This is a genomic window from Stenotrophomonas maltophilia (genome assembly GCF_006970445.1).
In the GTDB taxonomy this organism is placed as follows: Bacteria; Pseudomonadota; Gammaproteobacteria; order Xanthomonadales; family Xanthomonadaceae; genus Stenotrophomonas; species Stenotrophomonas maltophilia_AU.
This window is the reverse complement of sequence record NZ_CP033877.1, coordinates 1,772,517-1,789,598: the sequence shown is the minus strand read 5'-3', so window position 1 is coordinate 1,789,598 and position 17,082 is coordinate 1,772,517. Positions and strand designations below refer to the sequence as shown.

20 protein-coding genes and 1 other RNA gene are annotated in these 17,082 nt (G+C 66.2%); 11 read left to right on the top strand and 10 right to left on the bottom strand.

The genetic code is table 11. The features are described from left to right. Positions 1-54: 54 nt before the first annotated feature. Complete coding sequence (gene hrcA / locus EGM71_RS08335) at positions 55-1,119, bottom strand: heat-inducible transcriptional repressor HrcA (protein WP_188489084.1); 1,065 nt, start codon at positions 1,117-1,119, stop codon at positions 55-57. 115 nt (positions 1,120-1,234) lie between these two features. On the opposite strand from hrcA, the gene recN reads away from it, so the two are divergent. Beyond that, positions 1,235-2,896 (top strand): DNA repair protein RecN, encoded by a 1,662-nt coding sequence (recN, locus tag EGM71_RS08330; RefSeq protein WP_188489082.1) that lies wholly within the window; start codon positions 1,235-1,237, stop codon positions 2,894-2,896. A 78-nt stretch (positions 2,897-2,974) separates the two neighbouring features. Here the strand turns inward: recN and EGM71_RS08325 are convergent, their stop codons facing one another. After that, positions 2,975-3,892, bottom strand: a complete 918-nt coding sequence (locus EGM71_RS08325; RefSeq protein ID WP_188489080.1) for a LysR family transcriptional regulator — start codon at positions 3,890-3,892, stop codon at positions 2,975-2,977. Positions 3,893-3,989: 97 nt separating this feature from the next. Here EGM71_RS08325 and EGM71_RS08320 point away from each other — a divergent pair, with 97 nt between their 5' ends. Next, positions 3,990-5,240: an SGNH/GDSL hydrolase family protein gene (locus EGM71_RS08320; RefSeq protein ID WP_188489078.1), complete on the top strand. Its 1,251-nt coding sequence runs from the start codon at positions 3,990-3,992 to the stop codon at positions 5,238-5,240. 58 nt (positions 5,241-5,298) lie between these two features. Here the strand turns inward: EGM71_RS08320 and fur are convergent, their stop codons facing one another. Further along, positions 5,299-5,706, bottom strand: coding sequence for a ferric iron uptake transcriptional regulator (gene fur / locus EGM71_RS08315; RefSeq protein WP_005409235.1), 408 nt, complete (start codon positions 5,704-5,706; stop codon positions 5,299-5,301). A 103-nt stretch (positions 5,707-5,809) separates the two neighbouring features. Here fur and EGM71_RS08310 point away from each other — a divergent pair, with 103 nt between their 5' ends. After that, entirely contained in the window at positions 5,810-6,202 is a 393-nt protein-coding gene (locus tag EGM71_RS08310; RefSeq protein ID WP_012510752.1) for an outer membrane protein assembly factor BamE, read from the top strand. A 36-nt stretch (positions 6,203-6,238) separates the two neighbouring features. Here the strand turns inward: EGM71_RS08310 and EGM71_RS08305 are convergent, their stop codons facing one another. Then, positions 6,239-6,496 carry an RnfH family protein gene (locus EGM71_RS08305; protein ID WP_188489076.1) on the bottom strand — a complete coding sequence of 86 codons (258 nt, stop codon included), beginning with the start codon at positions 6,494-6,496 and terminating at the stop codon, positions 6,239-6,241. A 3-nt stretch (positions 6,497-6,499) separates the two neighbouring features. After that, positions 6,500-6,925 (bottom strand): type II toxin-antitoxin system RatA family toxin, encoded by a 426-nt coding sequence (locus EGM71_RS08300; protein ID WP_087922269.1) that lies wholly within the window; start codon positions 6,923-6,925, stop codon positions 6,500-6,502. Between the two features lie 57 nt (positions 6,926-6,982). On the opposite strand from EGM71_RS08300, the gene smpB reads away from it, so the two are divergent. Together smpB and EGM71_RS08290 are read left to right on the top strand one after the other, a co-directional pair. Further along, entirely contained in the window at positions 6,983-7,486 is a 504-nt protein-coding gene (gene smpB / locus EGM71_RS08295; protein ID WP_188489073.1) for an SsrA-binding protein SmpB, read from the top strand. Then, positions 7,483-7,914, top strand: a complete 432-nt coding sequence (locus EGM71_RS08290) for a GNAT family N-acetyltransferase (protein WP_188489071.1) — start codon at positions 7,483-7,485, stop codon at positions 7,912-7,914. Before smpB ends, EGM71_RS08290 begins: the two co-directional genes overlap by 4 nt. Positions 7,915-7,943: 29 nt before the next feature. Here the strand turns inward: EGM71_RS08290 and EGM71_RS08285 are convergent, their stop codons facing one another. Both EGM71_RS08285 and EGM71_RS08280 read right to left on the bottom strand, forming a co-directional pair. After that, positions 7,944-8,516, bottom strand: a complete 573-nt coding sequence (locus tag EGM71_RS08285; RefSeq protein ID WP_188489069.1) for a hypothetical protein — start codon at positions 8,514-8,516, stop codon at positions 7,944-7,946. A gap of 169 nt (positions 8,517-8,685) precedes the next feature. Continuing rightward, positions 8,686-9,147 (bottom strand): hypothetical protein, encoded by a 462-nt coding sequence (locus EGM71_RS08280; RefSeq protein ID WP_188489067.1) that lies wholly within the window; start codon positions 9,145-9,147, stop codon positions 8,686-8,688. Between the two features lie 275 nt (positions 9,148-9,422). Here EGM71_RS08280 and EGM71_RS08275 point away from each other — a divergent pair, with 275 nt between their 5' ends. The 3 genes from EGM71_RS08275 (at position 9,423) to ssrA (ending at position 11,301) form a co-directional block, all read left to right on the top strand. Then, positions 9,423-10,055, top strand: coding sequence for a DUF4388 domain-containing protein (locus tag EGM71_RS08275; protein ID WP_188489065.1), 633 nt, complete (start codon positions 9,423-9,425; stop codon positions 10,053-10,055). After that, positions 10,030-10,731: a response regulator transcription factor gene (locus tag EGM71_RS08270; RefSeq protein ID WP_188489064.1), complete on the top strand. Its 702-nt coding sequence runs from the start codon at positions 10,030-10,032 to the stop codon at positions 10,729-10,731. Before EGM71_RS08275 ends, EGM71_RS08270 begins: the two co-directional genes overlap by 26 nt. Positions 10,732-10,908: 177 nt before the next feature. Next, positions 10,909-11,301, top strand: a transfer-messenger RNA (tmRNA) gene (gene ssrA, locus EGM71_RS08265). Between the two features lie 181 nt (positions 11,302-11,482). Here the strand turns inward: ssrA and EGM71_RS08260 are convergent. Beyond that, positions 11,483-11,899: a hypothetical protein gene (locus EGM71_RS08260; protein WP_188489062.1), complete on the bottom strand. Its 417-nt coding sequence runs from the start codon at positions 11,897-11,899 to the stop codon at positions 11,483-11,485. A gap of 202 nt (positions 11,900-12,101) precedes the next feature. Between EGM71_RS08260 and EGM71_RS08255 the strand changes: the two genes are divergently transcribed. Together EGM71_RS08255 and EGM71_RS08250 are read left to right on the top strand one after the other, a co-directional pair. Continuing rightward, positions 12,102-12,548 carry a lipoprotein gene (locus tag EGM71_RS08255; protein WP_188489060.1) on the top strand — a complete coding sequence of 149 codons (447 nt, stop codon included), beginning with the start codon at positions 12,102-12,104 and terminating at the stop codon, positions 12,546-12,548. Positions 12,549-12,575: 27 nt separating this feature from the next. Next, complete coding sequence (locus EGM71_RS08250; protein ID WP_188489058.1) at positions 12,576-13,058, top strand: hypothetical protein; 483 nt, start codon at positions 12,576-12,578, stop codon at positions 13,056-13,058. Positions 13,059-13,072: 14 nt separating this feature from the next. Here the strand turns inward: EGM71_RS08250 and EGM71_RS08245 are convergent, their stop codons facing one another. Then, positions 13,073-13,534 (bottom strand): methyltransferase family protein, encoded by a 462-nt coding sequence (locus EGM71_RS08245; RefSeq protein ID WP_188489779.1) that lies wholly within the window; start codon positions 13,532-13,534, stop codon positions 13,073-13,075. Positions 13,535-13,680: 146 nt separating this feature from the next. Here EGM71_RS08245 and EGM71_RS08240 point away from each other — a divergent pair, with 146 nt between their 5' ends. Further along, positions 13,681-15,702 (top strand): esterase/lipase family protein, encoded by a 2,022-nt coding sequence (locus tag EGM71_RS08240; RefSeq protein WP_188489056.1) that lies wholly within the window; start codon positions 13,681-13,683, stop codon positions 15,700-15,702. Between the two features lie 17 nt (positions 15,703-15,719). Here EGM71_RS08240 and EGM71_RS08235 read toward each other — a convergent pair whose 3' ends face one another. Next, positions 15,720-16,943 (bottom strand): cytochrome P450, encoded by a 1,224-nt coding sequence (locus tag EGM71_RS08235; protein WP_188489054.1) that lies wholly within the window; start codon positions 16,941-16,943, stop codon positions 15,720-15,722. Between the last annotated feature and the right edge of the window lie 139 nt (positions 16,944-17,082).

Below are 17,082 nucleotides of genomic sequence, written 5' to 3'. Positions count from 1 at the left end.
CCTGGCGGTCAATCTCCGCCTCCACCCACCCTAGTGTGGGCGGGATGCTGCGTTTCAAGCGTCAGATGTTCCGGGAGTGCGCCCGGCCGGCGAAAAGGCCGCGCCAAGCACATCGGCGGTGGCCTGGACCAGCGGGATCATGCGGTCGTAGGCCATCCGCTTGGGGCCGATCACGCCCAGCACGCCCAGCACCTGGCCATTGGCGGTGTACGGGGCGGTGACCAGCGAGACGCCCTGCAGCGGCATCATTCCGGTCTCCTCGCCGATGAAGATGCGCACGCCCGGGGCCTGGATGGTCCGCTCCAGCAGCTGCAGGATCTCGCGCTTGCTGGAGAACAGCTCGAACAGCTCGCGCAGGCGCTCCAGGTCGGACAGGTCCTGCACCCCCATCAGGCGGGTCTGGCCGGCCACCAGCATGTCGTCGGCCGCCGGCTGCAGGGCCTGCTCGGCCAGCTCGATGCTGTGCGCCAGCAGCTGCTCCAGCTCGGAGCGGGCATCGCGCAGCTCCAGCAGCAGGCGGGTGCGGATCTCGGCCATCGGCAGGCCGGCGAAGTGCGCATTGAGGTAGTTGGCGACCTGCTCCAGCTGGCCCGGCGCGAACTCCTGGCGGGTCTCGATGACGCGGTTCTGCACCTCGTTGTCGGCAAACACCAGGATCGCCAACACCCGGCGCCCGTCCAGCGCCACGAAATCGACCTGGCGGAAGGCGAACTGCTCGCGCCGCGGCGCGCTGACCACGCCGACGAAGTGGCTCATCGCCGACAGCAGCTCCGAGGCGCTGCCGAGCAGGGCCTGGGTGCTGCCGCCTCCGGCCAGCTCCTGGCGCAACCGGGCCAGCTCGCCCTCGCCCGGCGGCTGCATCTGCAACAGGCTGTCGACGAACACCCGGTAGCCGTGCGCGGTCGGAATGCGCCCGGCCGAGGTATGCGGCGATGCCAGCAGCCCGAGGTCTTCCAGGTCGCCGAGGATGTTGCGGATGGTGGCCGGGCTGACCTCCAGGCCGGCCACCCGCGCCAGCGTCTGCGAGCCGACCGGCTCACCGTCCTGGATGTAGCGCGCGATCAGCGTGCGCAGCAGATGGCGCGCACGCGGGGCAAGCTGGTCGGGAGAACCGTGCATGGAATCAACCTGTGAGACACGGACACTAGATAATGGCGGCGCATCGCCTTGGCAAGTCATTGGACCTCCCGCGCCCGCGTGCTAGCTTTGCGCGGCTGCTGACACCCCCTTACCCATGCTCAGACATCTTTCGATCAAGGATTTCGCCGTCGTCCGCGCCACCGAACTGGAGTTCGGGCCAGGTATGACCGTGGTTTCAGGCGAGACCGGCGCCGGCAAGTCGCTGATGGTCGACGCCTTGGGCTTCCTGTCCGGCCTGCGCGCCGACAGCGGCGTGGTCCGCCACGGCGCCGCCCGTGCCGAGCTTTCGGCCGAGTTCGCGCTGGAGCAGCTGCAGGCCGCGCGCCAGTGGTTGGCCGACAACGAGCTGGACGACGAGGAACAATGCCAGCTGCGCCGGGTGATCCGCGCCGACGGCGGCTCGCGGGCCTGGATCAATGGCCGCCCGGTGACCCTGGCACAGCTGGGTGACCTGGCTTCGTTGCTGGTGGAAATCCACGGCCAGCACGAACAGCAGGCCCTGCTGGCGCGCCCATCGCAGCTGGCCCTGCTGGATGCCTATGCCGGCAACGAGAACGAGCGCCGCCAGGTGCGCCGCGCCGCTGCCGCATGGCAGGCGCTGGTCGATGAATCGCTGGCACTGTCGCAACAGGGCGACGTCAGCGACCGGATCGGCTTCCTGGAACACCAGCTGCGCGAGCTGGATCGCGAAGACCTGGAGCCGGAGTCGATCGTGGCGCTCGGTGCCAGCCATCGCCGCCAGGCCCACGCCAGCGCGCTGCTGAGCGCCTGCCAGGCGGCCAGCAACCAGCTCAACGGCGACGACGGCAGTTCCGCGCTGGACCTGCTGCAGCAGGTGCGCCACGAGCTGTCGCGCCTGATCGAACATGACCCGCGCCTGGGCGAGGTGGACGGCCTGATCGAGAATGCCTCGATCCAGCTGCACGAAGCCCTGTCGCTGCTGGACCGTGTGCATGACGACCTCGACGCCGACCCGGAACAGTTCGAGGAGAACGAGCGCCGCCTCGGCCGCCTGCACGACCTGGCCCGCAAGCACCGCGTGCCGATGGACGAACTGGGCGCGCAGCGCGAGCGCATGCACGCCGAAGTGGAGCAACTGCGTGGCGCCGATGAGCGCCTGCAGCGCCTGGCCGGCGAGATCGACAAGGCCGCCGCCGCCTGGCGCGTACAGGCTGAAGTGCTGACTGCAAGCCGTCGCAGCGCCGCTGCCGAACTGTCGGCCACCACCACCGGCATCATCGCCGAGCTGGGCATGGGCGGCGGCCAGTTCCTGATCGAGCTGGAACCGCAGGACACTGGCAAGCCCGATCCGCAGGGTGCCGAACGCGTGGAGTTCCTGGTGGCGGCCAACGCCGGCCAGCCGCCGCGCGCACTGCGCAAGGTGGCCTCGGGCGGTGAACTGTCACGTATCTCGCTGGCCATCGAAGTGGCTGCGCTGGACCTGGATGCGGTGCCGACCATGGTGTTCGACGAAGTCGACTCCGGCATCGGCGGTGCAGTGGCTGACATTGTTGGCCAGAAGCTGCGCGCCCTCGGCGAAAAGCGCCAGGTGCTGTGCGTGACCCACCTGCCACAGGTCGCCTCCAAGGGTCATGCCCATTACCGGGTCAGCAAGGCCCCGGTGGAAGGCATGACCCAGAGCGCAGTGGAAAAGCTGGACAGCAAGGCGCGCGAGGAAGAACTGGCGCGCATGCTCGGTGGCGTGGAAGTGAGCAAGGAAGCGCGCGCCGCCGCCCGCAAGCTGCTGCAGGTGTAACGCCTGTTCGCGGTTATCCACGCATGGCGTGGATCTACAACGCGCACGGTAGTGCCGGCCGCTGGCCGGCAACGCGTTTCATCCCAGCGGCTGCGTCAGATCGACCTTTTCCACCAGGAAATCGAGGAACGCACGCACCCGCAGCGGCAGGTAGCCGCCCTGCCCCAGGAACACCGCGTGCACCTCTTCCAGGTCACCCGGGTTGGCTTCTTCGAGCACTGGCAGCAGGCGCCCGGCAGCAATGTCCTCCTGTACCTGGAACGCCGCCAGGCGCGCCATGCCCAGCCCACCCAGCACCAGCTGACGCAGCGCGTCGCCATTGCTGGCGCGGGCGTTGCCGCTGGGCAACAGCATCCGCTCGCGCCCGTCCTGCAGCAGCGGCCACCCCTGCATCGCGCGGGCATGGCCGATGTCCAGCCGGTTGTGCGACTGCAGTTCCTCGGCGGTGCGCGGCAGCCCATGCCGCTGCGCGTAGGCCGGCGCGGCCACGATCATCATCCGCGTCGCACCCAGCCGTCGCGCCACCAGGCTGGAGCTCTTCAGCGGCCCCGCCCGCACCGCCACGTCGGTGCGCTGCTCCAGCAGGTCGATCACCTCGTCGTTGAGGGTCAGGTCCACACCCACCTGCGGGTTGCGCTCCAGGAACGCCGGCAGCAGCGGCAGCAAGAAATGCTGGCCGAACGGCACGTTGGCGTTGACCCGCAGGCGCCCGCGCGGCTCGGCATGGGCACTGGCACAGCGCTCGGCCTCCTCCAGGTCGGCCAGCACGCGCAGGCCGCGCTCGTAGAACGCGCAGCCTTCCGGGGTCAGCTGCAACTGCCGGGTCGAGCGTTGCAGCAGGCGCGTGCCCAGCCGCTGTTCCAGCCGGGCCACCAGCTTGCTCACCGCCGAGGGCGTCATGTCCAGCGTGCGGGCTGCGGCGGAAAAGCCACCGGTCTCGATCACCCGCACGAACACTTCCAGTTCGCCGGATCGGTTGATGTCGGGTCGCGCCATGGCGATGAATCCAGTTCACAGATGATTATCCATGCGCAGTCTAGTTCACAGATAACCCCGGAATCACCATGGCGGTCCCTCCACTCGGGACCGCCCGATGAACCGCTTGAGCCACCTCGCCACCACCGCCCTGCTCGCCCTGTCCGGCGTCGCCAGTGCCGCATCCGCCCCGCACTGGGTCGCCAGCTGGCAGGCCAGCCCGCAACCGGTCTGGGGCGCGGATTTCCTGTTCCCGACCCTGGTTCCGGCCACGCTGCAGAACCAGACCTTCCGCCAGACCGCTCGCATCAGCCTGGGCGGGCCGCGGCTGCGGGTGCGGCTGAGCAATGCCTATGGCACCCAACCGCTGCGGATCGGGGCGGCGAGCGTGGCCGCCCAGGCGGGGGCCACACCTCAGGCGCTCAGTTTCGACGGCCAGCCCGGGGTGCTGATCGGCCCCGGCCAGGAACGGCTGAGCGATCCGCTGCCACTGGCCACGGAAAACCGCCAGGCGCTGCAGGTCAGCGTCTTTGTGCCGGGGCCGACGCCGGTGCAGACGTTCCATTGGGAAGGCCGCCAGACCAGCTGGATCGCCCCCGGCGACCAGAGCCGGGCCCCGGCCTTGAGCGCAGCCAGCAGCACCACTGCCCGCCTGTTCCTGACCGGTATCGAGGTCGAGGCCGGCGCTGGCGCCAGCGCGCGCAGCGTGGTGGTGATCGGCGATTCGATCACCGACGGCGCCACCGCCAGTCTCGACCAGGACCAGCGCTGGACCGACCATCTGGCCGCACGCCTGGCACCGCGCGGCGTTGCCGTGGTCAACGCAGGCATCTCCGGCGGTCGACTGCTGCGCGACGGCATGGGCAAGTCCACACTGGCCCGCTTCCAGCACGACGCACTGGATCAGCCCGGCGTGGCCAGCGTGATCGTGCTGATCGGCATCAATGACATCAGCTGGCCCGGCACCGCGTTCGCCCGCAACCAGCCCCGGCCCACGCTGGGCGAGCTGCAGGCGGGGTATCGCGCGTTGGCAGAACAGGCCCACCGCCGAGGTGTGCGGATCGTGGGCGCTACCTTGCCACCGTTCGCTGGTGCCCTGCCCGGCACGCCGCTGGACGACTACTACCACCCGGACAAGGACGCCCTGCGACGGCAGCTCAATGCCTGGCTGCGCACGGACAGCCCGTTCGACGCGGTGATCGACCTGGACGCCGCACTGCGCGACCCGGCCGATCCGTCACGGATGGCCGCCGCCTACGATTCCGGTGACCACCTGCACCCGGGCGATGCGGGCAACCGGGCCATGGCCGAGGCGGTGGATCTGGAGGTGTTGCTGGGGCCATCCACGCATGGCGTGGATCTACTGTGAGCAACGAAAAACCCCGGGCAAGCCCGGGGTTTCGTCGCATCCAGCTGGCTGGAACGGCTTACTTGCGCTTCTTGCGCACGTACAGCACCAGCGAGTGCTCTTCCAGCTCGTAGCCGTGGTCTGCGGCGATCTTGCGCTGCAGCTCCTCGATCTCGTGGCTTTCAAACTCGATGATCTTGCCACTGTCCACGTCGACCATGTGGTCGTGGTGGCCGCCGCGGTCCAGCTCGTAGACGGCCTGGCCGCCCTCGAAATTGTGCTTGAGCACGAGGCCGGCGGCCTCGAACTGGGTCAGCACCCGGTACACCGTGGCCAGCCCGATCTCGTCGCCATGCTCCAGCAGCTGGCGGTAGATGTCTTCGGCGGTCATGTGGTGCTGGGCATTGCGCTGCTCGAGCAGCGCCAGGATCCGCATCCGCGGATGGGTCACCTTCAGGCCGACTTTACGCAGGTCGTGGGTTTCCATAGGTCTCCGTTCATTGGCGATTTAGCGCCAGCTGCCTCGGATTGGGTCGCGGTGGCACGCCGGGAGTGTATCATCGGTTTGATTTCCCCAACCGCCAGTCCCGATGCGCAATCTCCTGTTGGTCGCCGCCGTCGCCCTGTCCACCACCGGGTGCGGCATCATCTACAAGCAACCCATCTATCAGGGCAACCTGATCCGGGAAGATGCCGTGGCCAAGCTGCAGGTCGGGCAAAGCAAGCAGCAGGTCACCGCGCTGCTGGGCACCCCGTCCATTCCCGACCCGTTCCACGCCCAGCGCTGGGACTACACCGCCAGCCAGCGCGTGAACCGCCTCGGCCGTACCGAGGTGAAGAACTTCACCGTGTTCTTCGAGAACGACAACGTGACCCGTTGGGAAGGCGAGTATTTCCCGGGCAACGACAAGGCCCTGGCCCAGCAGACCGTCCGCCAGTTCGGCCGCAACCTGCCGAAGGACAAGAAGAAGAAGGGCCGCTGAGGCCCCCTGCCCGTCCACGCGGACGGGTTGCCGGGATCAACCGCCGAGCGCGCGACGCCGGCGGTTGTCCTTGGGGTCGGCCAGCAGCGGGCGCAGCAGCTCGATGCGGTCACCCTCCAGCAGCGCCTGCTGTGGACGTGCCAGCACGCCATGCACGGCGGCGGCCGGACAGTCGGCACTGCCTTCCAGCGCGGCGGCGGCGATGGCGTCGGCCACGGTCGCACCCTCTTCCAGCTGCAAGCGGCGCGACAGCACCCGCTGCGGCCAGGCCAGTACCACCTCGACCTCGATCATCGATCAGGCCTCGTCGGCGACGCGGACGAAATCGTTGACCATGCGATCGGCCAGCCCCTGGAAGCCGATCGCCAGGGCCGGACCGAGCAGGCGTGAGCTGGGTTCGAACTCCAGGGTCAGGGTGACCTTGCAGGCATCCTCGGCCAGCGCATGGAATTCCCAGCGGCCGTGCAGCTGCTTGAACGGGCCATCGCGCAGCTGCATATCAATGCTGTGCGGGCGCTGCAGGGTGTTTTCAGTCTGGAACCAGGTACTGAACGAGCCCAGGCCCAGGTCCAGGCGCGCCACCAGGCGGTCCTCGCCCTGCTCCAGGATCTGGGCAGCCGAGCACCAGCGGAAGCGGCGCGGATAGGCCTGGACATCGTTGACCAGGTCGAACATGCGCGCGGCCGAATGTTCGACCAGGGCGCTGCGGCGGATAGTAGGCATGAATACAGGACGTTTCGGCAATCGACCGGGCGGGCCCGAATCGGAGACAATACGGAAATGAGCAAGAACAGCGGCAAGGATAAAGCAAAGAGCGCGACGGCCAACAAGACCATCGCGTTGAACAAGCGTGCCCGCCACGAGTACCACATCGAAGAGCGCTTCGAAGCCGGCCTGGCACTGCAGGGCTGGGAGGTGAAGTCGATCCGCGCGGGCCGCGGCAACATCATCGACGCCTACGCCTATGTGAAGCAGGGCGAGATCTTCCTGATCGGCGCGCAGATCACCCCGTTGATCCAGGCCTCCACCCACGTGGTGGCCAATGACCGGCGCGAGCGCAAGCTGCTGCTGCACCGGAACGAGATCGACAAGCTGGTCGGCAAGGTCGAGCGCGATGGCTACACGATCGTGCCCACCGCGATGTACTGGAGCAAGAACAAGATCAAGCTCGAGATCGCACTGGCCAAGGGCAAGCAGACCCACGACAAGCGCGATGCCGCCAAGGACCGCGACTGGGCGATCGAGAAGCAGCGTGTGATGCGTCGCGGCAACCGCGACGCATGATCACCCCCATCGGCGCCATGGTGACCGCCAGCGCCGATGAAACGCGCACGTTGTGCGCGCGCCTGCTGGCCTTCAACCAGGCCCACGGCGGCGATGCGTTCGATGAGATTCCAGTGCGCCTGGCCTGGCATGACGAGCACGGCGCGCTGCGCGGTGGCGTGCTGGCCGACGTCTGTGCCGGCTGGCTGCAGGTGCATGTGCTGTGGGTGGACCCGGAACTGCGCGGGCAAGGCATCGGCCAGCGGCTGCTGGCGGAAGCGGAAGCCATTGCGTACCGCCATGGCGCCCGCAGCGTGATGCTGGATACCTTCGACTGGCAGGCCGAAGCCTTCTATCTGCGGCAGGGCTACACCGTATATGGGCGGTTGCCCGACTGCCCGCCCGGTCACGAGCGGATCTACCTGCGCAAGCCGTTGTCAGGCTCCTGACCACGGCGGCTGTAGAAACCGCCGACCGATCACCCTGCCAGCACGCTTTGCCCGCGCATGCGCGGTGCCAGCGCCGCGTGCATCACGGCCAGGTGCATCACCACCGCCAGTTCCGGCGCATGACGGTCATCGCCCGCGCGCCACTGCTGTGCCAGAGGGGCCGCATCGGCTGGCAACAGGGCAAGCAGCTCGGCGTCATCCAGCGAATCGGCCGCACCCTGCAACTGGCGCGCCAGCTGGCGCGACTGCCAGACATGCACGCCGATACTGAGACTGGCCAGCGACATCAGGACCACGGCCAAGCCGTGTTCAAACCACTGTGACAGCACCTCCGGCCCCCACAGCAGGGCCGCCATCACTGCCAACGCCGGCAGTCGCCAGCCCAGCCAGTGGGTACGGCCGCGCTGCGGCCAGTGCACCACCACCGCGCTGGCCACCAGTGCCGCCGCCGCCGTGGCCGGCAATTCGGTCAGGCAGGTGGCCGCCAGCAGCGCGCCCAGCACGGCCCAGACCCAGCCGGGGGGCAATGCGCGCCGCTGGTAGTCGGCCCCGACGGGTCCGACCAGCTGTCGCAGGCTGCGTTGTTGGCTTGCCTCGGTCACCCACAGTCTCCGTGTCTGTCCTGGCTCGGATGGTCGTCTTCAGTGTGTCGCAAATTCGTGCCAATGAAGTTACCAATCCGCTATGACCCCTGCAGTGCAACTTATTGCAGATTGACAACGCTGCGCGCACGCCGCCAATCCCACCGCTGGGACCAGGCGGCGGATCAGCTCAAGCAGAGAGCGAGGGCTGCGCCACGATGGGCGGCTCCTGGCAACGTTCATGCACAGAGTCGACCGATACAGCGCAGACACGCTCACCGACGAACCGACGGTACTCCCGGTTGCCATCCTCAGGCTGATCCAGCCCGGGAACCTTCAGCAGGCACAGCCCTCGCGCCTGGGAAATCAGCTCCGCAGCCTTCACCATCGCCGTGGACCTGCCACCGAAGAAGGCGATACGCGATTCGCGCGAGTGCTCGGAGAACGTGTTGATCAGGTCCACCAGCGACCGCCCCAGGCCGACGACGTTCACCACCAGCAGGCTGTAGTGCCGCCATTCCACCAGCGTCGCCGCGCTGCACGCGTCACCGACCACTTCAACGCTGACCCGCGCATCGATCGACAGGCGCGACTCCATCGCAAGCCGCTCCATTGTTCGCTCACCCACCAACAGGACCCTGATCGAGGCCATCACGCACTCCTTCCCTATGTGTGCCCGCCGCCGAAAGCAGGGACTCCAGTGAAGGAGAAAATGGTAGGGAGGCGCATGCCGGCACCCAATAAGACAACCCCGAAAACAGCGGTGATTCCAGGTACTCCAGGCCTTGCAGCAGGGTGCGGCACGCCAGAATCGGAATGGTCTCATGCGGGCCAACGTGCTCCCCGCATTATTCTCGCCACCTCACAGTCGCGGCGTTCCTGCAGTGTCCGGGACCGCAACATGGAATGGATCGGGAGGGCAGAGGCATGGCGTTTCATGGCGACCTGGACGGCATCGACCTGGAAGACATCATCGTGCTGATTGGCGCACGGTCGGGCGTGCTTTCGCTCGGCCCGGTCCAGGGAAAAACCCTGAACCTGCATGTGGCCGCGGGACTGGTCGCATCGTTCTCCATCGAGCAGAACATCGAGGGCAAGGACCGGATCTTCAAACTTGCCCGGTGGTTCTCCAGGCACCGATGCAGTTTCAGTTTCGAACAGAAGCCGATCTACGCGACGCAGGCCCTGCACCTGGACCTGCTGCAGCTGTTTCCGCGCCGACAGCCGACCGTTTCAGCGACAGACCCGGCGACGGGCCCGCTATCCGATCCGGACACGGTGTTCATGCTGATCAAGGCCAAGAAGGCCGCGCTTCCACTGGAGCTCCAGCGTTTCCTGGACCGGGTCGCGCCGATGCTGGAAAGGGGCGCCAGTGCGCACGACATCGCCCGGCGCACGCAGATGCGGCTGCAGGATGTACAGCTCGCACTGCACGGCCTGAAACAAGCCAGGAAAGCGTGGCCGGCGTTTGTCGGCACAACGCCACCGGCCCGCCCTGCCGGATATGGCGTGTTCTCGTGGCTGCTGCGCCCCCGTGCTGCGCGCGCTGCATCGGGGTGAACGGTTGCAGGGTACGGGCTCCCAGACCGCTGCGACCGGCAAGACCGTGGTGGTGGCGGACGAGCATGCCATCTTCGTGCTCGGCATGGTGAGCTCGCTGCGGGTGCTTCCGCAGGTTGTGGTGACCGGCCAGACCACCCGTCGCACCGTGCTGCTGGAACTGGTGGAACAGCAGCAGCCCGACGTGGTCATCACCGGCTACACCCTGCAGGTGGAAGGCAGCACGCACCCCGGCCACGCACCGATCGCGGATATCGGCCGCTTGTCGCCGAGCACCCGCATCATCGTCATTACATCGCAACCGAGCGACGCGCTGCACCGGCGCATTCTGCGTGCAGGCGCCCACCTTGTGCAGGACAAGACCTGCCCCATCAACACCCTCATCCGGGGCGTGATCGACACGCTCAAGGGCGGTGCTCCCGCTGCTGCCCACAACCAGCGTCCAGTGATCGTCGGCACCGGTACCCTGTCCACCTGCGAGCAGCAGGTCCTTCGGCTCTATCTTTCCGGCATGAACGTCACCGCCATCGCAACGCTGCTGCAGCGGAGCAAGAAGACCATCAGCGCGCAGAAGATCAGCGCCATGAAAAAGCTCGGGGTATCGAGCAACCAGGAGCTGGTTCTTCTGGCCACGACCTTCCCCCCGCCCGAATGGCCGGAGGCGGGCGGGCGTTGAGCTGGGCCCAACCCTGCCGGCCGCCTGGCGTGGCAGATGGCTGCGTGGCTGCGTTCAGGCGGATCCACGTGCCGGGCGTGACTGTTCAGGAAGATTGCCGTACCATTCGCATCGTTGGGCAGGCCCTGCCCGTGGCGACACGGAATCGGCCCTGTACCTTGCAGCACTGTAGAAACCGGGGGTGCATTGGTTTCGACGGGGGTTGTGAAGTCGCCTGGCGCATGCCGAGGGGGTAGCTGTCCTCGTAAATCCAGCTGCAAAACTCTAGTTGCCAACGACGACAACTACGCTCCGGTCGCTCTCGCAGCCTAAAAACTGCGGTGCGTGACCTTCTGCCGACTTAGGCGGAGCCTCGAAACTGCTTGTGTCCATGCTCGCAGCGTAGAGTCACTATCATGGAATCGCGCTGGGTGGCTGCCTGTCAGTCCGGCACTAGAACACAACAGGCTGGTTCCCGGATGCGCTTTGCGCACCGTGCTGTTCGGGGACGAGATTCAACGGTGAGCTAAGCATGTAGTGCTGGGGATGGAGTGCCTTCGGACGGCGGTTCAATTCCGCCCACCTCCACCATTTACCGGTCCAGTCGGGACCAAAAAGAAGCCGGAACCCAAGAAAATCAAGGGTCTCCGGCTTTTTTTTGTTCCATGTTGCCCAAGGCTTCCATTGCTGGCCGTACGACTGCGGGGGTACATCCAGCGCTTGGAATGCGTCAACTAGCTAGAAGTACTGCAACTCTTAGAGGAGCGGCAGCCTACTGCCGCTCCATCGTTGGCCGTCCACCGGCGGGCCAGGAGATGCGATAGGCCAGGACATCGCCAGCAGCGACCGTCAAGTTCTGGAACGTTGAAACGTTCTGGCAAAGACCGCCACCGGCCTCAAGCTTTAGGAAGTAAGTTCCAGGCACCACGTGCATGCTGACCGATTCGCCTGGCTTCAACGCAACGACCTTCTGGTTGTCTATCAGGATGTCGAACGAGCAGCCACCGCCCGCAAATCCTTTATCACGAGTCACGTTGATGGTGGCAGAGCGATCGGGACTGCTCTCAAGGTAACTGGCGTCGTACAACCGACCGGCTGACACAGCCTTCGCTGTCCCTGGGGCTACTGCCGTTGAGGAACATCCGGTGGCAAGTAGGACCAAGAACCCCAGAGCCGAAATCTTCTTCATGCGTCCTCCCTGTAGGCCTGCGAGTCTACCCGGCCGACAAGTTCAAGGAAAACTTGCCCGTCCGAGGCAAGAAGCCGGATCCCGTGACGACTGGGTTCCGGCCATCTTCGTCCCCGCACGCCTGGAAGGCTGTAACTCCAGGCCCTTTTCATTGCATCATTCCGGCCATCGAGACCCCGATCTCCGCCAAGGAAGAATTGCGATGAAGAAGCTGCTCGTCCCTGCCCTGCTGATTGCCGCATTGTCCGGCTGCATGCCCACCAAGCAGGCGTCGCCCGAGCAGATCAAGGATGCTCCGGCCGCGCGCATTTTCCCGATCGATGCCCAGGGTGAACCCACGGGCACCATCACGATCACCCGCGATGTCGGATTCGTGGGCAGCGGCTGCTACATGGGCGTCATGGTCGACGGCAAGATGGCCGCACACCTCGACCCCGCCGAGCGCCTGTCCCTTGTCCTGGCCGAGGGGCGCCACGTACTGACCGCCACGCCTGTCCAGGGGCGGGGCCTGTGCGGCGTGCTGCAATCGGAGAAGACCAACAATTCCCGTCGGCGCTCGACCGAAATCAACGTCCGCGCCGGCGCCACGCAGGCGTATCGCCTCTACTCCTCCGCTGAAGAGTTCCCGGTAATCGAACCGGCGTTCTGATTCCTGCCCCCATCAGAAGGATCTGCCATGAAAGCTGCCCTCACGGTTTCCCTGCTCCTCACTGCCCTCGTCGCGGTCCCAGTCGCGCGCGCTGCGGCACCGGCCATCGCCCCACCCGGCACTGCCACGCTGGAAGCGCTGCTGGCCTGCAAGGCCGGCTCGAACTTCAGTGCAGCCGAAGCCATCGATGCGCTGCAGGCGGCTGGCCTGGCCAAGAAGCCAGGCGGCACCTTCGAGCCGGAGGACAAGCCGGTCGCGCTGTTTGGCGGCACGGTCACCAGTGCCGATGTAAACGTGGCCGAGGGCGAGAAGAGCCTCTTCGTGTACTTGAACGGCGTCGATTCCAAGCGCCTGGCCAAGGCCTGGTCGGTGACCGAGGTCAACGAGCATGCCAACACCGAAGAGCCGTCGTACGTGAAGCGCATCGACAAGCGCCACACCCTGCACGTGATCGCGGGCGACGACTACGAGGGCTATTCGGCAGCGGTGAAGTGCCAGATCAGCCGCTGATGGCGTAGCCGACGCTACAGCCAGCGCGGCACGCGATGGCGGTACTGCGCGTACGCCTCGGGAAAGCGGGCCATCAGTGCCCGCTCTTCCGGCAGGATCTGCAGCCGGGTGATGTACACCAGGAACAGCGGCACCACCAGCAGCGCGATCAGGTTCTGCAGGTACACCATGGCCCCAAACAGGACCAGCGCCTGCCCGAGATACATCGGATTTCGCGTGCGGCGGTAGATTCCGCTGGTAACCAGCGCGCTCGACGCCGAAGGTCGCAGAGGATTGACGGTGGTACCGGCGCGCTGGAACGACAGCTTGGGCAGCAGATTGAGCACGATACCCAGCGTCATCATCACGCCTGCCAGCAGAACCGGCACCGGCAGCCGAAGGTGGAAACCCGGCAGCAGCCAGCGTGCTGCAAAGCCTGCAGCGGCGCACAGCAGCATCACCACGGGCGGGGGAATGCGGGTTTCCAGCCAGGCCATCGCCATCACCGTGTCACTTCCATTCACCGCAGTGTCACACGGGAATGGCTGAATCGCCCACGGCGGCCAGGCCCAAACCGACCACCCGGTCTATTCCGCTTTGACAGGCCGGCCGCTAGAGTGGCGCCACCGCGCAGGAGGATCGTATGGCTACCACGGGCTTGGGCTTCATCGGCCGCACGACCCTCATTTTCACCGTGCTGCTCACCCTGGGCGGCTGCGCGACGCTGCGCCAGTTCGGACCGTCGGTGCAGGTTGCCTCGGTCACGCCCGGCCAGTACATCGCGCTCAAGCGCGGTGACATCCTCACCACCGGCAAGCTCAGCGCGGCGACGACCGAGACCCTGCGCGTGGCCGGGCTCGATGAGGGCGTCTGTGCCAAGCCTGGCCTGCCCTGCATCGAGGCGATGGAAGGCAGCATCGTGGTGCGCGAGGAAGACAAGCGCTCCAGCCTGGCCGAGCTGTGGCTGCAGTATGCGATGACCCTGCCGGCGCCGAAGCGCGAGTACTCGGCATCCGGCCGCGCCAAGACCGCGATCACCGAGCTGGATGCCGACTTCCAGCCGCGGCTGGACGCCTGGATGCAGGTCGCGCGCCAGGCCTATGCCTATCTGTTCTTCACCGAACGCACCGCCAACCAGCGTGGTTTCGAAGACCGCCAGACCCAGGTGCGCGACTACTACAACCTGGCTGTGCAGGAAGCCTCGGTGCAGCTGTACAACGCGTATGCCACCGGCCGCGTGCACAGCCAGGCCAGCCATTTCCAGCTGGGCCGCTGGACCTTCGTGCTGGCCCCTTCAGGCGAAGCATCACCGCTGGATACGCGTACCCCTACCGAGCTGGTACCGGCGGCCTCGCTGTCCTTCACCGGCACGCTGCGCAGCGTGCATCGCCGCGATGGCTTCGGTGCCGAGCTGGTGGCGGTGATGGACGACCCGGCCGGCAGCACGGCCACCCCGCCTTCGGCAACGACACCCACCGCGCAGGCAAGCACCTCGGCCGCGCAGAGCTGGAGCGAGATGCCCTCGCCTTCGATGACGGTGCTGCTGCGCTTCTCGGGAAAGAACCTGTGGGAAGTGCTGCACGACGACGAGCCGGAACTGGAGATCCACGATCCCTACCAGGTCTCGGAAGTGACCCTGCACGGCCAGCAGGTGCCACTGGCGGCCAACTTCACTGCCGGCTATGCGCTGTGGCTGGCACGCTCCAACTTCAGCCACCAGTCGCTGCGCTCGTTGTTTGGTGGCAAGGGCGGCATCGACACGCCGCATCTGTACATGATGCAACCCTACGACCCGAACCGCCGTGTGCTGCTGATGATCCATGGCCTGGCCAGCAGTCCGGAAGCCTGGGTCAACGTGGCCAACGAACTGATGCGCGACGACGAGATCCGCCAGGACTTCCAGGTCTGGCAGTTCTACTACCCGACCAACATGCCCATCGCGATGAGCCACGATGCGATGCGCCACACGCTGGCCGAAGTGTTCAAGCACTTCGATCCCAGCGGCAAGGCTCAGGCCTCGCATGACATGGTGCTGGTCGGGCACAGCATGGGCGGGGTGATCTCGCGGTTGATGGTCTCTTCCTCCGGCGACCACCTGGTCGACACCCTGCTGGCCACCGCGCAGATGACGCCCGCCCAGCGCGAGCTGCTGCGGACCAAGGGCGCGCCGGTGCTGACCTTCCTGCCGGAACCGGAGGTATCGCGGGTGGTGTTCATCGCCACGCCGCATCGCGGCACCGACGTGGCCGGCACCCGCCTCGGCCGTTGGATCGGCCGCCTGGTACGGCTGCCGCTGACCGTGCTGGAAGACGTGGCGACACTGGCCAACGACGGCCAGATCGATCGCAACGATGGCAAGCACGGCTACCAGATGAACAGCATCCAGAACCTGGACAAGGACGACCCGTTCGTCCGCGCCGTGGCCGATCTGCCGATGTCACCGAAGGTGCACTACCACTCGATCATCGCCCGCGCCAAGGCCGATGGCCCGCTGGAAAAGACCGATGACGGGCTGGTGCCCTACTGGAGCTCGCACCTGCCGCACGCGGATTCGGAGAAGGTGATCGTGTCCGGGCACAGCGTGCAGGAAGCCACGCCGGCCATCGTCGAGCTGCGGCGGATCCTGCATGAGGACATGCAGGAACACGGGCGAACGGGAAGGTAAGCCTCGGTCCCGACAGATCAGGCACCGGCCGAACGCCGCGAGAACGTGCCGTGCAGCGCCGCCGGAATCGCGAAGCCTTCCATGCGCACCTCGGGCCGGTAGCCGGCGCTGGGGGTGAAACGGAATTCACGTGCGAGCAGCGCACACAGTAGTACCAGCTGTGCGTTGCCCACCGCTGACCCCACGCACGAGCGCGTGGGGAAGCCATAAGGCACATAGATGCCGGCGGTGCGCTTGCGCCGCTCGGGCAGCCAGCGATCGGGATCGAACTGCAGCGGGTCATCCCAGTATTTTGCCGAGCGATGCTGGATGAACGAGCTCAGCTCGAACACCGTGCCCTCGGCGATGGCCTGCCCTTCCACCTGCAGATCGCAGGCGGCCACCCGACGGTTGTTGAAGGGCGTGGAATACAGCCGCATCACTTCCTTCAGGAAGCGCATCGTGCAGGGAATCCTGGCCATCGGCAGCGCATGGATCTCCGCATCCGAGAGCGGCGCGAATTCCTCCTCGATGCGCTGGCGCCAGTGTGGATGCATCTGCATCGCCAGCAGCAGGCAGGCGGCCATCATGCCGGGCACCCCGGAAATGGCGATCAGCTGCACGGTGACCAGGTAGGTAACCTTGTCCAGGCCGATGCGCTCGCGCAGGGTCAGCAATGACTGCGCGTAGTCCAGCGGAGCACGGCCATCGCGCACGCGCCGCTTCAGTTCGGAATGAATCGTGCGCGACTCGGCACGATTGATCAGGAAATTGCGCAGAAGGTCGCGCCGATGGATGACCTGCTCGACCTGGATGGAATAGCGCAGATGCAGCGCACGCTCTATGGCGGCGCGTCCCCGTGCATCCAGCCCGTCGATCACCATTGGGATCAACGGATGGGCCATGACCTTCCATACTGCCGGCGTCGCATCCAGTTCATGCCCGCACACTGCGTCCAGCGCCTGCCGCATGCGCGACTGCAACGCATCCAGATTCTGTGCACTGGTGAGTTCGGCACTGCGCGTGGCAATCAGGCTACGCACTTCGGTCCAGCGCACGCGCTCGTGCCGCCGGAACAGGTCGGCCAGCGATTCGATTACATACAGGTGTTCGGAATTTTCCTTGTCGACCTTGCCGGCCAGCTCCGGGCAGAACACCCCGACGCCGCCGGTTTCCAGCTTCAATACCGGCCCTTCGCGCTCGACGCGCGCGGCCAGGCGTTCGGCAGCAACTGTACTGCCTTCGTTCGACGTCCCTTGCATGAAGTACGCCTCCGGCAAGAAGGGACTCGAAGACGAGTCCCTTCGTCTTGCTGCAGATCAATCGCGGGTATGACGCCGTGGAATCAGAACTCTACCCAGATCTGCCAGACAGTCCACACACTGCTCTTCTCGGTCGGAT

Coding starts and splice junctions, on each gene's coding strand:
- hrcA (WP_188489084.1), bottom strand. CDS start 1,119: ATGCACGGTTCTCCCGACCAGCTTGCCCCGCGTGCGCGCCATCTGCTG.
- recN (WP_188489082.1), top strand. CDS start 1,235: ATGCTCAGACATCTTTCGATCAAGGATTTCGCCGTCGTCCGCGCCACC.
- EGM71_RS08325 (WP_188489080.1), bottom strand. CDS start 3,892: ATGGCGCGACCCGACATCAACCGATCCGGCGAACTGGAAGTGTTCGTG.
- EGM71_RS08320 (WP_188489078.1), top strand. CDS start 3,990: ATGAACCGCTTGAGCCACCTCGCCACCACCGCCCTGCTCGCCCTGTCC.
- fur (WP_005409235.1), bottom strand. CDS start 5,706: ATGGAAACCCACGACCTGCGTAAAGTCGGCCTGAAGGTGACCCATCCG.
- EGM71_RS08310 (WP_012510752.1), top strand. CDS start 5,810: ATGCGCAATCTCCTGTTGGTCGCCGCCGTCGCCCTGTCCACCACCGGG.
- EGM71_RS08305 (WP_188489076.1), bottom strand. CDS start 6,496: ATGATCGAGGTCGAGGTGGTACTGGCCTGGCCGCAGCGGGTGCTGTCG.
- EGM71_RS08300 (WP_087922269.1), bottom strand. CDS start 6,925: ATGCCTACTATCCGCCGCAGCGCCCTGGTCGAACATTCGGCCGCGCGC.
- smpB (WP_188489073.1), top strand. CDS start 6,983: ATGAGCAAGAACAGCGGCAAGGATAAAGCAAAGAGCGCGACGGCCAAC.
- EGM71_RS08290 (WP_188489071.1), top strand. CDS start 7,483: ATGATCACCCCCATCGGCGCCATGGTGACCGCCAGCGCCGATGAAACG.
- EGM71_RS08280 (WP_188489067.1), bottom strand. CDS start 9,147: ATGGCCTCGATCAGGGTCCTGTTGGTGGGTGAGCGAACAATGGAGCGG.
- EGM71_RS08275 (WP_188489065.1), top strand. CDS start 9,423: ATGGCGTTTCATGGCGACCTGGACGGCATCGACCTGGAAGACATCATC.
- EGM71_RS08260 (WP_188489062.1), bottom strand. CDS start 11,899: ATGAAGAAGATTTCGGCTCTGGGGTTCTTGGTCCTACTTGCCACCGGA.
- EGM71_RS08255 (WP_188489060.1), top strand. CDS start 12,102: ATGAAGAAGCTGCTCGTCCCTGCCCTGCTGATTGCCGCATTGTCCGGC.
- EGM71_RS08250 (WP_188489058.1), top strand. CDS start 12,576: ATGAAAGCTGCCCTCACGGTTTCCCTGCTCCTCACTGCCCTCGTCGCG.
- EGM71_RS08245 (WP_188489779.1), bottom strand. CDS start 13,534: ATGGCCTGGCTGGAAACCCGCATTCCCCCGCCCGTGGTGATGCTGCTG.
- EGM71_RS08240 (WP_188489056.1), top strand. CDS start 13,681: ATGGCTACCACGGGCTTGGGCTTCATCGGCCGCACGACCCTCATTTTC.
- EGM71_RS08235 (WP_188489054.1), bottom strand. CDS start 16,943: ATGCAAGGGACGTCGAACGAAGGCAGTACAGTTGCTGCCGAACGCCTG.